Below are 12,574 nucleotides of genomic sequence, written 5' to 3'. Positions count from 1 at the left end.
GCGCCGTGGAAGACCTTCTCTTTCTCCTCTCCAAGCTGCTGTGGTTCCTGCTGCGGCCGAACACGCTGGCGCTGGTGCTGGCGCTGGTCGGGCTGGCGCTGGTCTGGCGCCACCGCCGCGCCGGGCGCTGGCTGCTGCTCGCCGGCCTCGGCTACTACGCCTTCGTGCTGGTCACGCCGGCGAGCCAGTGGATCACCCTGCCGCTGGAGACCCGCTTCTCCCGCCCCGTCCCGCCGCCCGGGCGGGTGGACGGCGTGATCGTGCTCGGCGGCGCGGTGGACCAGGTGCTGACCGAGGCGCACGGCATCCCCGCGCTCAACGGCGCGGCGGAGCGGATGACCGAGATGGTGGTGCTCGCCCGCCGCTATCCGGAGGCGCGGCTGCTCTTCACCGGCGGCCAGGGCACCTTCCTGCAGGGCGGCCTGACCGAGGCCGACGTGGCGCGCCAGCTCTGGACCGCGATGGGCCTGCCGCAGGAGCGCGTGCTGTACGAGGACCGCTCGCGCAACACCTGGGAGAACGCGGTGCTGTCGCACCGCCTGGCGCGGCCGCAGCCGGGCGAGACCTGGCTGCTCGTCACCTCGGCCAGCCACATGCCGCGCTCGGTCGGCGTGTTCCGCCAGGCCGGCTGGGAGGTGACCGCCTGGCCGGTGAACTACACCACCGGCGGCACGCCGCGCGCCTGGTACGACGCGCCCTTCCCGACCCGGCTGAACCAGTTCGAGGGCGCGCTGCGCGAATGGGTCGGGCTCCTCGCCTACCGCCTGCTCGGCCGCACCGGGGCGCTGTTCCCGGCGCCATAGAGCGGGCGGATCGCGGAGGGCGGAAACGGCCGGAGGCGCGAATCCGCTCCGCGAACAATGGACCGGGGGCCGTTTCCGCGATCACTCCCGACGGAAGCGTCTCCAGGGCGGGTCCCACCCAGGCGGCCTTGCGAAGGGGACGCGCCGCGGCCGCGCCGGCAGGGATTGCGACCGGTCAAGGCGCGGGCGAAGCTGGAACGGCAGGCTGGCCGGGCCGCCGGTGCCGATGGGAGGGATCCATGCCGCTGAAGGACATCCTGGTGCATCTCGACGCCTCCGGCCGCTCGGCCGCGCGCCTCGACATCGCGATCGCGCTCGCGCAGCGGCACGGCGCGCACCTGACCGGGCTGTACGTGCTCGACGTCCCGGTCCCGACCAGCGTGGTGCCGGATGCGGGGGGCGCGGGCGTGGCGATGCTCTACGAGCAGCTCCGCACCTCGGGCCTCCAGGGCGCGGCCGAGATCGAGCGCCGCTTCGACGACCGGCTGCGCCGCGAGGGGATCATCGGCACCTGGCGCCTGGTCGAGGGCCTGACCGCCGACCAGGTCGCGCGCCACGGGCGCTACGCCGACCTCGTCATCCTCGGCCAGGACGATCCGGATGCCGGCTCCCGGGTGCTGGAGGCGGCGATCTTCGCCACCGGACGCCCGGTTCTGGCGATCCCCTTCGCCGGGGAGTTCCCGGCGATCGGGCGGCGGGTGCTGGTCGGCTGGAACGAGAGCCGGGAGGCGACGCGCGCGGTGCACGATGCGATGCCGCTGCTGATCGCGGCGGAGGCGGTCACCGTGCTGGCGGTGAACCCGCCCGAGGGGCTGGACGGGGACAGCGAGGGGCCCGCCGCGGACCTGGCGCGGCACCTCGCCCGCCACGGGGTGAAGGCCACCGCCGAGCATGTTGTGGCGCCCGAGGTCCCGGACGGCGAGGCGCTGCTGAACGCCGCGGCCGAGGCCGGGGCGGATCTGCTGGTCGTCGGCGCCTACGGCCATTCGCGGCTGCGCGAGCTGGTGATGGGCGGCGTCAGCCGCACCCTGCTGCGCAGCATGACCCTGCCCGTGCTGCTGTCGCACTGACGGGGCGCGGCGCCGTCACTGTGCGCGCACGCCGGCGGCGCGGATCACCTCGCCCCAGGCGGTCCAGTCCCGCTCCATGGTGCGGGCGAAATCCGCAGCCGTCTCGAAGGCGGGGGTGAGGCCGTTCTCGCGCAGCCGCTGGCGCACCGCGGGCTGGTCGAGCGCGGTGCGGACCGCCTCCTCCCAGCGGCGCACCACCCCTTCGGGCAGGCCGCGCGGCCCGCACAGGCCGAACCAGCCGGTGATGGCGAGGTCCGGGATCGTCTCCGCGAGTGTCGGCGCCTCGGGGAAGAACTCCCGCGCCGCCTCGTCTCCGACCGCGAGCAGCCGGAGCTGGCCGCCGCGCACCTGGGCGGCGATGTCGCCGAGATTGGTCACCATGAAATCCACCCGCCCCGCGATCAGGTCCGGCAGCGCCGCGGCAGCGCCACGGTAGGGGACGTGCAGCATCCGCACCCCGGCCATCGCCGCGATCCGCTCGCCGGTCAGGTGCTGGCCGGTGCCGGTGCCGGCACTGGCGAAGCTCACCTCGCCCGGGCGCTGCCGCGCCGCCGCGAGCAGGTCCTGCAGGCTGCGGTGGGGCGCGCCCGCGCCCACCACCAACCCCCAGCTCGCCCGGGCCACGTTCGCCACCGGCACGAGGTCGCGCCGCGGGTCTATCGGCAGCCGCACGTCGATGAGCTGGGGCAGGATGGTCATCGGCCCCATGGCGCACTGGTAGAGGGTGTGCCCGTCGGGCGCGGCGCGCGCGGTCGCCTCGGCCGCGATGTAGCCGTTCGCGCCCGAGCGCACCTCGACCACCACCGGGCCGAGCACGGGCGCCGCGCCCTCGGCGACCAGGCGGGAGACGAGGTCCGAGGTGCCGCCGGCGGCGAAGCCCACCAGGATGCGCGGCGGGCGCTCTGGGAAGGCGTGGGCGACGAAAGGCAGGGCCGCGAGCAGCAGCCCAAGCAGCAGGCGCATCGGTTCCTCCCTCTTGCCGGGCGGGCTACTCGGCCCGCACATTCACGGCGCGGATCACCTCGAGCCAGGTGCGCCGGTCGTTCTCCAGCCGCCGCGCCAGCGTGGCGGAGTCCTCGAAATGCGGCGTCAGCCCGTTGTCGGCGAGCCGGCGGACCACCGCCTCGTCCCGCAGCGCCGCGCGGAGCGCCTCCTCCCAGCGGCGCAGCGGCTCGCCCGAGAGCCCCTTCGGGCCGCAGATGCCGAACCAGCCGGTGACGTCGAAACCGGGAACGATGCGGGAGAGCGGCGGCGTCTCGGGGAAGAGGGGAGAGCGGCTGTCGTCGGCGATGGCGAGCAGCCGCAGCTTCCCGCCCTGGATGTGGCGCGTGGCGTCGCCGAGATTGGTGATCATGAAGTCGGTGCGCCCGCCCAGGATGTCCACGATCGCCGGCGTGGCGCCGCGATAGGGCACGTGCGTCATGCGCAGCCCGGTCTTCTGCTGCAGCAGCTCGCCCGAGAGGTGCTGCGCGGAGCCGACCCCGGCGCTGGCGAAGGTGACCTGGCCGGGGCGCTGGCGCGCCGCCTCCAACACATCCTCGACGCTGCGGTAGGGGCCGTCCGCCGCCACCACGAAGCCGTAGGAGGAGAGCGCCACCGTGGCGATCGGCTGCAGCGCCGTGCCGGGGTCCACCGGCAGGCTGGCGCCGATGAGCTGCGGCGCGATGGCGAGCGTGCTCATCGGGCACTGGAAGACGGTGCCGCCGTCGGGCGCGCTGCGCGCCACCTCGGCCGCGCCGATCGCGCCGTTCGCGCCGGTGCGGTTCTCGACCACCGCCCGCGCGCCGAGCATCGGCCCCACCGCCTCCGCCACCAAGCGGCTGACGAAATCCGAGGCGCCGCCGGCGGCGAAGCCGCTGACGACGCGGACGGTGCGCTCCTGCGCCCCCGCCGCGGAGGCGGCGAGGAGGAGCAGCGCGGCGAGCGCCAGGCGTCCTGGAAGCATCGTCCTCCCTCCCTGTCTTGGCCCCGCCCTGCCGCGCGGGGCGGGGGGAGGATCCTGCCCTTGCGGGAAGCGCGTCAAGCCGCTCCGCCGCCCCGAGGGGGAAACCCGGCCATGGCCGGGCGCCGGCGTGACTGGACCGGGGCCGGCCGCGCCTCCACTCTCCGGCGGTCCGGAGAGGGAGTTGGGCGATGAGGACGCGCGCTGCGGTCGCCTGGGCGGCGGGGAAGCCGCTCAGCATCGAGACGATCGAGATCGAGGGACCGAGGCAGGACGAGGTGCTGGTGGAGATCAAGGCCACCGGCATCTGCCACACCGACCACTACACCCTCTCGGGGGCCGATCCGGAGGGGCTGTTCCCCGCCATCCTCGGCCATGAGGGCGCGGGCATCGTGCGCGAGGTGGGGCCGGGCGTCGCCACGCTGAAGCCGGGCGACCACGTGATCCCGCTCTACACGCCGGAATGCCGGCAGTGCAAGACATGCCTGTCGCGGCGCAGCAACCTCTGCACCGCGATCCGCGCGACGCAGGGCAAGGGGGTGATGCCGGACGGCACCAGCCGCTTCCGCTGCGACGGCGCGCAGGTGTTCCACTACATGGGCTGCAGCACCTTCGCCAATTTCACCGTGCTGCCGGAGATCGCGCTGGCCAAGGTGCGGGAGGACGCGCCCTTCGACAAGATCTGCTACATCGGCTGCGGCGTCACCACCGGCCTCGGCGCGGTGATCTACACGGCGAAGGTCTGGCCCGGCGCGAACGTCGCCGTGTTCGGCCTCGGCGGCATCGGGCTCAACGTGATCCAGGGCGCGCGCATGGTGGGCGCCGACCGCATCATCGGCGTCGACATCAACCCGAAGAAGCGCGCCATGGCCGAGAAGTTCGGCATGACGCACTTCGTCAACCCGGACGAGGTCGGGCACGACAAGGTGGTGCAGGCGATCCAGGACCTGACGGATGGCGGCGCCGACTTCTCCTTCGAGTGCATCGGCAACGTGAAGGTCATGCGCCAGGCGCTGGAGTGCTGCCACCGCGGCTGGGGGGAGAGCATCATCATCGGCGTCGCCGCGGCAGGGCAGGAGATCGCGACGCGACCCTTCCAGCTCGTCACCGGTCGCGCCTGGCGCGGCACCGCCTTCGGCGGCGCGCGCGGGCGCACCGACGTGCCGCGGATCGTGGACTGGTACATGGAGGGAAAGATCAACATCGACGACCTGATCACCCACACCATGCCGCTCGAGCGGATCAACGAGGGCTTCGAGCTGATGGAAAGGGGGGAGTCGATCCGCTCGGTGGTGCTGTACTGAGGCCGCCCGGCGGGGAAGGGCGCGGCCCGCTTGGCAGCGCTCCCGGACCGGTCCACAAGGCCTATGTGGCCGCCGCGACGCGGCACGACCGCAACAGGGAGCAACGTCACCTTGCAGCGCAGGACCCTCCTTCTCGCCACTCCCGCCCTCCTGGGCGCCGCCGCCGGCGCGCGGGCGCAGCAGCCGGCCTGGCCGCAGCGGCCGCTGCGCATCATCATCCCCTGGCCGCCGGGGCAGGCGACCGACCTCGCCGGGCGGGTGATCGCCCAGCGCCTTTCCGAGCAGCTCGGCCAGCCGGTGGTGCCGGAGAACCGCGCCGGCGCCGGCGGCATGATCGGCACCGACGCCGTCGCCAAGGCGGCGCCGGACGGCTACACCCTGCTCGCCGCCTCCACCGGGCCGATCACCACCGCGCCGCTGGTGCAGCGCACCCCCTACAACCCGGAGCGCGACTTCGCCCCCGTGGCGAGCTTCGGCCTCTCCCCCTACGTGGTCGTCACCAACCCGAATTTCCCGGCGCAGACGATCGAGGAGTTCATCCGCGTGGTGCGGGCCAATCCCGGCCGCTACACCTTCGCCACCTCGGGCACCGGCGCGGCCGCGCACCTCATCACCCTGATGTTCCACAGGGCCGCCGGGCTGGACAGCGTGCACGTGCCCTTCCAGGGCAGCGCGCCGGGGCTGACGGCGGTGGTCGCCGGGCAGGTGGACTACGCGATGGAGACGCTGGCCGGCACCGGGCCGCTGATCCGCCAGGGCAGGCTGCGGGCGCTTGGCGTCTCGCTCGTCAACGGCACCAGCCTGGCGCCGGACATCCCTCCCCTGTCCCGCACCGAGGGGCTGGCCGGCTTCGATGCCGGCGCCTGGGTGGGAATGATGGTGCCCGCCGGAACGCCGGCGCCGATCATCGAGCGGCTCGCCATCGAGGTGGAGCGCGCCATGACGAACCCCGAGGTGCGGGAGCGCTTCGCCTCGATCGGCGTGGAACCCGATGTCCGCCGGGGCGAGGCCTTCGTCACCTATCTGCGCGAGCAGCGCGACGCCTTCCAGAGGGTGATCGAGGCCTACAACATCCGCCTCGACTGACGGCGGCGGCCCGGGGGGCGGCGCGCGGCGCCCCCGGGCTGCGGCGTTGCCCTATTCGGCGGCGGCGCGGACCGGCGCCAGCAGCGCCAGCACCTCCGCCAGCGGGCGGTCGGCCGGGCCGAGGATGGCCGCCGCCACCCGCTCCGCATCGGCGGCGATGCCGGCATGGGCCAGGCAGTCGGCGAGCTTGGCGACGAGGTCCGCCTCGGAGAGCGGCAGCGCCGCCCCGCCGCGCAGCGCCTCGACACGGCGGCGCAGCGTGCGGCCGTCGCGCAGCCGCACCGTGATCTCGGCGTAGCGCGGGTTGAGCGGGCCGTCGGCCTCGCGCTTCGTCACCAGCGGCAGGAAGGCCTGGATCTCCGGCCGGCGCACCGCCGCATCCTCGAAGCTCGCGAGCGTCACGCGCCCGTCGGCGAGCGCCGCGGCCACGGCATAGGGCAGGCTGAACTTCGCCTCGAGCCCGGTCCGCGGCCGGTCGTGCAGCAGCGGCGCGAAGGCGCGGTGGCTGCCCTCCACCTCCACCGCCGCGACCTCGCCGAGGCCGATGCCGGTTTCCGCCTTCAGGTCGAGCAGGCCGTCCAGGGCGCGGTGGGTGGCGTAGCACATGGGGTACTTCTTCACCTCGAGTCCCGCCCGGGTCAGCAGACGCGGCGCCTCCCCGATGCCCTCCAGCGCCCGCGCCAGATCCTCCCCGGCGCCGTAGAGCGCGCCATAGCCGCGCGGCCCCTCCAAGACGGCGGGCGAGGCGCCGAACCCCTCGCGCGCCAGCAGCACCGCCTGCAGCGCCGCGCGGTTGGCGTGGCCGGCCTGGAAGGACTTGGCGTCGGTGCCGAAATTCTCCCGGCAGCCCGCCGCCTGCGCCACGGCGAGGCCGATCGCGTCCGCCGTCGCCCGTGCCGGGAGGCGGAGCAGGCTGGCGCAGGCGGCGGTGGTGCCGAGCAGCCCGATGCTGGCGGTGGCGTGCCAGCCCTTGGCGTAGTGCTCGTCGCCGATCGCCTCGCCGATCCGGCCCATCACCTCGAAGCCGACGACATAGGCGGCGGCGAGCGCCTGCAGCCCGAGCCCCTCCGCCTCCGCCAGCGCGACCAGGGCCGGCAGCATGGCGACCGAGGGGTGGCCGCGCAGCGGGGTGGCGACGTCGTCATAGTCGAGCACATGGCCGCCGACGGCGTTGACGAAGGCCGCCTGCTCGAGGCCGAGCCGCTCGGACGTGCCCCAGACGCGCGCGACGCCGGGCCCGCTGACGGCACGGGCGTAGCGCAGCGCCCGCGCCGTCGGCTCCTCGCGGAGGCCGCCGAGGGCGCAGGCCAGGGTATCGAGCAGCGCGCGCCGCGCCAGGCGCGCCTCCTCCGCCGTCAGGCGGTGCGGGCCGAAGCCGGCGGCGAAGGCGCCGATCCGGAGGCTGAGCGGTTCGGTCATGGCCTTTCCTCCCTTCTCGCGGCGCCGCTCACGCGAGCGCCTTCGAGACCTTCTCGAAGGTGCCGCGGCTGAGGCACGGCAGCGCCAGGATCCGCTCCAGCTCGCGCCGCATCAGCGCCGCGCGCTCCGGCGCCTGGCGGCGCCACAGGCCGAGCGGCGAGACGAGGCGCGCCGCGGTGGCGCCGTTGATCGGGTCGAGCGCGATCACCGCATCGGCCAGGAAGCGGTAGCCCTCGCCGGAGGCGTCGTGGAAGCGCGCCGGGTTGCCGGAGGCGAAGGCCCCGATCAGCGCCCGCGCGCGGTTCGGGTTGCGCAGGTCGAAATCCGGGTGCCGGTAGAGCGCGCGCACCGCGGCGACCGTATCCGGGCGCGAGGACATGGCCTGGATCGCGAACCACTTGTCCAGCACCAGCTCGTCGCCGCGCCAGCGCGCGTGGAAGGCGGCGAGCGCCTCCTCCCGCGCCGGCGCATCGGTGTCGGCGAGCAGCGACAGGGCGGCGAGCACGTCGGTCATGTTCGCCTGCGCATCGAATTGCGCCTTGGCGAGGCGCACCCCCTCCTCCCCCGCCGCGGCGAGATAGCCGAGGCAGGCGTTGCGCAGGGCACGGCGGCCGATGCCGCGCCCGTCGATGCGGTAGGGGCCGGTGTCGGTCAGCGCCTCGTAGGCGGCGCGCAGGGTGTCGGCGCAGCGGCGGCCGATCTCGCGGCGCAGATGCTCGCGCGCGAGGTGGATCGCCTCCGGGTCGGCGACCTCCATCTGGTCGGCGATCACCCCCTCCGAGGGCAGGGCGAGCACCTCGGCGGCGAAGGCCGGGTCGTCATCGGCGCCGGCGAGGGTGGTCGTCACCGCCTCGGCCAGCGCCGGGTCGAAGCCGAGCGGCTCGCCACGGCGATGCGCCGCGACCATGTCGAGCACCAGCGCGGTCGCGTATTGCTGGTGGGAATCCCAGCGCACGAACGGGTCCGTGTCGTGCACGGCGAGGAAGCGCAGCCGCTCGCGCGGGATGCCGCCGAGCCGCACCGGGGCGGAGAAGCCGCGCAGCAGGGAGGGCACGGGCGGGGCGGGGACATCCTCGAAGACGAAGCGCCGCTCCGCCTGGTCGAGCAGCAGCATGCGCGTGCCGGCGCGGGCCTCGTTCTCCCCGGCGAGGCGCGTCGGCAGCGCCTGGCCCGCAGGATCGAGCAGGCCCATGGCGACGGGGATGGGAAGAGGGCGCTTCTCCGGCTGTCCCGGCGTCGGAGGCGTGCGCTGGCGCAGCGTCAGCGTGTAGCGGCGCGCGGCGGGGTCGTAGGCATCTTCGGCCGTCACTTCCGGCGTGCCGGCCTGGGAATACCAGCCCATGAAGGCGGAGAGATCCTCGCCGGATGCGTCCTGCATGGCCTGGACGAACTCCTCGATCGTCACCGCCTGGTTGTCGTGGCGGGCGATGTAGAGGTCCATCCCCTTGCGGAAGGCGGCCGCGCCGATGCGGGTATGGATCAGCCGCACCACCTCCGCGCCCTTCTGGTAGACGGTCGGGGTGTAGAAATTCTCGATCTCGATGTAGCTGTCGGGGCGCACCGGATGCGCCATCGGTCCCGCATCCTCGGGGAATTGCGCGGCGCGCAGCCCGCGCACGTCGCGGATGCGCTTCACCGCGCGGCTGCCCTGGTCGGCGGAGAATTCCTGGTCGCGGAAGACCGTCAGCCCCTCCTTCAGCGAGAGCTGGAACCAGTCGCGGCAGGTGACGCGGTTGCCGGTCCAGTTGTGGAAGTACTCGTGCGAGACCACGGTCTCGATGCCCTGCCAGTCGGCGTCGGTGGCGGTCTCCGGGCTGGCGAGAACGTATTTGGTGTTGAAGATGTTGAGCCCCTTGTTCTCCATCGCCCCCATGTTGAAGTCGGAGACGGCGGCGATGTTGAACACGTCGAGGTCGTATTCCAGTCCGAAGGTCTCCTCGTCCCAGCGCATGGCGCGCTTCAGGCTCTCCATGGCGTGGCCGCAGCGGGGCTCGTCGCCGCGCCGCACCCAGATGTTCAGAGAGACCTGGCGGCCGGAGCGGGTGGTGAAGGTGTCGTGCACGTTCACCAGGTCGCCGGCGACCAGGGCGAAGAGGTAGCTCGGCTTGGGATGGGGATCCACCCAGCGCACCCAGTGCTTCCCGCCCTGCGCCGCCCCGGAGCCTTCGGGGTTGCCGTTGGAGAGCAGCACCGGCCAGCGCGCGCGGTCGGCGATGAGGGTGACGGTGTAGCGCGCCATCACGTCCGGCCGGTCGGGGAAGAAGGTGATGCGGCGGAAGCCCTCGGCCTCGCACTGCGTGTAGAAATTGCCGCCGGAGGTGTAGAGGCCGGACAGTTCCGTGTTGCGGTCCGGCGCGATCCGCACGCGCGTCTCCAGCGTGCAGATGCCCGGCGCGTTCGGGATGCACAGCGCGCCGTCCGGCCCGATGCGGTACCGGTTCGGCGGCAGGGGCACGCCGTCCAGCGCGATCTCCAGCAGTTCCAGACCCTCGCCATCGAGGCGGAGCGGCGCCGCCAGGTCGCCATGCGCCCTGTTGCGCCGCAGCGCCAGCCGCGCGCGCACGGTGGTGGCGGAGGGATCGAGATCGAAGACGAGCTCCACCGTGTCCACCAGGAAGGCGGGCGGGCGGTAGTCCTGCCGGCGGATGGGCTGCGGCGTGGCGGAGGCGTCGCGCTGTGTGTCGGGCATGGAGGATCCGATGGGTCAGGCGCTGAAGCGGCGCAGCACGTTCTCGAGCATGCGCGAGATCGGGTTGCGGTAGCCGCCGTGCGAGAGGCTGCCGCAGAAGGTGATGGAGCCGACCGAGAACACCGCGCCGCCGCCCCGCGTCTCGAAATGCACGATCTCGCTGCGGATCAGCGCCTCGGGCGGCTCGCCGGTGACGGTGGTGATGTGGGTCAGCAGCTCCTCCGGCACGGTGACGAAATGCTCCTGATGGCCTTCGGAGCGCGCGAGGATCACCGCGTTGGGCGGCGTGCCGAGCATGGGATCGGCGCGGTCCAGCTCGAAGCCCGCGGCGCCGCCGCCGGAGAGGCCGAAGCCGCCGAAGGCATCGCCCGGGCGGAGGCCGGTACCTTCCAGGATCCAGGCGACGCGCGGGTCCTCCGCCTCCGGCAGCAGGCGGTAATGGCTGCCCTCGAACTTGCCCTGGCCGGAGAAGCCGACGCCGCAGAGCATCTGCGGCGGTCGCCCGTTGCGCCGCCACAGCCCGCCGAGCGTGCCGTCGAGCTGGTGGTAGTACTCGCCGGGCTCCGCGGCCCAGGCGCGGATGCCGCCCTCGGCGCGGCGGATCTCCAGGATGTGCGGCCGGTCGGGGCGGCGCGCCACCTTCCAGTAGAAGCCGTTGCCGCCGAGATAGGCCAGCCGCCCGCCCTGCGCCACGTAGTCCTGCAGCGCGTCCAGCGTGCGCTGCGTGTGGTACTCGGGGTGGGAGCCGGTGACGACGCAGCGGTAGCGCGCGAGCAGCGGCAGCCCCTCCTCGTCGAGGTCCTCGTCGGTGATGACGTCGAAGGCGAAGCCCTTCTCCTCCAGCCAGTCGGTCAGGTGGCTGTCGGCCGGCAGGTGCCGCAGGCCGGAGCCCTTCTCGTCCGGCACGGCGAGGAAGCCCGGACGCAGGTTGAAGATCGGACGCAGGCGCGAGGAGAGGTGGATGCCGCTGCCGTCCGGGTGGGTGTTGTAGGTGGAAAGCCCGTAATCGGCGTCGAGATTGCCGCAATGCGGGTAGGCGCCCCATTCCGCCCGCCGCGCAAGCTGCGACTCCGGCAGCTCGACGCGCCGGTAATTGGCATAGACCTGGTAGGTGAAGGTGCCAGCGAGGTACGCGATCGGCGCCCGCGCCTCGCCCCTCGGCGGCGGCACGAAGAAGGGGATGACGTCCCACTGCCCGCCGGCGCGCAGCCGCACGCCATAGACGCCGCTCGGCATGTCGGCGGGGATGTCCACCTCGAAATCCGTGGCCCAGCCGCAATCCTCGAGGTCGTCCTCGTGGAAGTGGATGGCGCCGTACTGCGCCGGATCGTGCCGCCAGCAATGCGCGCCGCCGTCCCAGGCGCTGCCGCGCACGGCGCGGGCGGGCAGGTTGACGAGCCGCCCGTGCAGCCCGGCGGGGCCGCGATCCTCGATGCCCTCGCCCTCGATGCCGCGGCGGAAATCCCACCAGGCGGCGAGGCGGCCGGAGGCGAGCAGCGCCTCCGGCGCAACGGGCACGAAAGGCGCGGCGCCGCGCAGCAGCAGCGGATCCTCGAGCCGGCCGTTCAGGTGGCCCCGCATCGTCCCGTCCGGCCCAGCCTCGGCGGCGAAGGTCACGGCGAAGCGGCCCGACCACGGCACGGCGGCAAGCCGGGCCTCGGCCGCGCCCGCATCCGCCGCGCCCCAGCTCGGCCGCAGCGGCCGCTGCGCCAGGCGCAGCCGCCCGTCCCGCAGCGTCGCCGTCACCTCGTACCAGCGCCGCGCCACCGGCGGGGCGGCGACGGCGCAGCGCGCCGTGGCGCCTTCCGCCACCGCCTCCGCCTCCACCCCGCCGGCGGTGACGCGCAGGATGAGGCGCCGCCCCGGGCCTTCCAGGGCCAGCAGCGTCTGCGGCGCCTCGCGCAGCAGCCAGGGCTGCACGCGCAGCGCCACGGTGAAGGACTCGCCGAGGTCGAGCACCCCCTCCGCCCGGCCCCAGGAACCGCGATGCACGGGCTGCGCACGCGAAGGGTAGCGGCCCGCCCAGGGCGCCGGCACCGGGATCAGCTTCATCCCCGGCCCGGCCGGGTTCGGGTCGGCGTGGCGGATGCGCACCAGATCGGCCTCGTAGGGCTCGCCGAGGGCGGAGGAGACCTTCACCGCCAGCCGCTCGCCCGGCCGGGCCGAGAAGCGGTCGAGATAGCCGATCAGCGGCACCACCATGCGCCCACCCCCTTGCCAGCCACACCAGCATGCCCCAGGCCGCCGGGCGAGGCGAGCCC

9 protein-coding genes are annotated in these 12,574 nt (G+C 73.9%); 4 read left to right on the top strand and 5 right to left on the bottom strand.

Going from position 1 to position 12,574, the window contains the following annotated elements:
- The first annotated feature begins 5 nt into the window (after window positions 1-5).
- Both ET526_RS03420 and ET526_RS03415 read left to right on the top strand, forming a co-directional pair.
- Entirely contained in the window at window positions 6-803 is a 798-nt protein-coding gene (locus tag ET526_RS03420; protein WP_135466254.1) for a YdcF family protein, read from the top strand.
- 239 nt (window positions 804-1,042) lie between these two features.
- A complete protein-coding gene (locus ET526_RS03415; RefSeq protein ID WP_135466253.1) occupies window positions 1,043-1,873 on the top strand; it encodes a universal stress protein in 831 nt (276 codons plus the stop codon).
- 15 nt (window positions 1,874-1,888) lie between these two features.
- On the opposite strand, the gene ET526_RS03410 is transcribed toward ET526_RS03415, so the two are convergent.
- The gene (locus ET526_RS03410; protein WP_158295476.1) at window positions 1,889-2,836 is read right to left on the bottom strand and encodes a Bug family tripartite tricarboxylate transporter substrate binding protein; all 948 of its coding nucleotides are present in this window, start codon (window positions 2,834-2,836) and stop codon (window positions 1,889-1,891) included.
- Window positions 2,837-2,861: 25 nt separating this feature from the next.
- Window positions 2,862-3,818 (bottom strand): Bug family tripartite tricarboxylate transporter substrate binding protein, encoded by a 957-nt coding sequence (locus tag ET526_RS03405; protein WP_135466251.1) that lies wholly within the window; start codon window positions 3,816-3,818, stop codon window positions 2,862-2,864.
- 188 nt (window positions 3,819-4,006) lie between these two features.
- Here ET526_RS03405 and ET526_RS03400 point away from each other — a divergent pair, with 188 nt between their 5' ends.
- Both ET526_RS03400 and ET526_RS03395 read left to right on the top strand, forming a co-directional pair.
- On the top strand, window positions 4,007-5,119 hold the full coding sequence (locus tag ET526_RS03400; RefSeq protein WP_135466250.1) for an S-(hydroxymethyl)glutathione dehydrogenase/class III alcohol dehydrogenase: 1,113 nt from the start codon (window positions 4,007-4,009) through the stop codon (window positions 5,117-5,119).
- 111 nt (window positions 5,120-5,230) lie between these two features.
- Window positions 5,231-6,205, top strand: coding sequence for a Bug family tripartite tricarboxylate transporter substrate binding protein (locus ET526_RS03395; protein ID WP_158295475.1), 975 nt, complete (start codon window positions 5,231-5,233; stop codon window positions 6,203-6,205).
- A gap of 51 nt (window positions 6,206-6,256) precedes the next feature.
- Here the strand turns inward: ET526_RS03395 and ET526_RS03390 are convergent, their stop codons facing one another.
- Genes ET526_RS03390 through ET526_RS03380 form a run of 3 tightly spaced genes read right to left on the bottom strand, consistent with a single transcriptional unit; the run spans window position 6,257 to window position 12,515 of the window.
- Window positions 6,257-7,624, bottom strand: coding sequence for an MmgE/PrpD family protein (locus ET526_RS03390; protein ID WP_135466248.1), 1,368 nt, complete (start codon window positions 7,622-7,624; stop codon window positions 6,257-6,259).
- Window positions 7,625-7,652: 28 nt separating this feature from the next.
- Entirely contained in the window at window positions 7,653-10,313 is a 2,661-nt protein-coding gene (pepN, locus tag ET526_RS03385; protein WP_135466247.1) for an aminopeptidase N, read from the bottom strand.
- 15 nt (window positions 10,314-10,328) lie between these two features.
- Window positions 10,329-12,515: a N,N-dimethylformamidase beta subunit family domain-containing protein gene (locus ET526_RS03380; protein ID WP_240048230.1), complete on the bottom strand. Its 2,187-nt coding sequence runs from the start codon at window positions 12,513-12,515 to the stop codon at window positions 10,329-10,331.
- Window positions 12,516-12,574 lie beyond the last annotated feature (59 nt).

Origin of the sequence: Crenalkalicoccus roseus (assembly GCF_004761865.1) — a bacterium.
In the GTDB taxonomy this organism is placed as follows: Bacteria; Pseudomonadota; Alphaproteobacteria; order Acetobacterales; family Acetobacteraceae; genus Crenalkalicoccus; species Crenalkalicoccus roseus.
The sequence above is the reverse complement of the archived record's forward strand: the minus strand, read 5'-3'. Positions and strand labels throughout refer to the sequence as shown.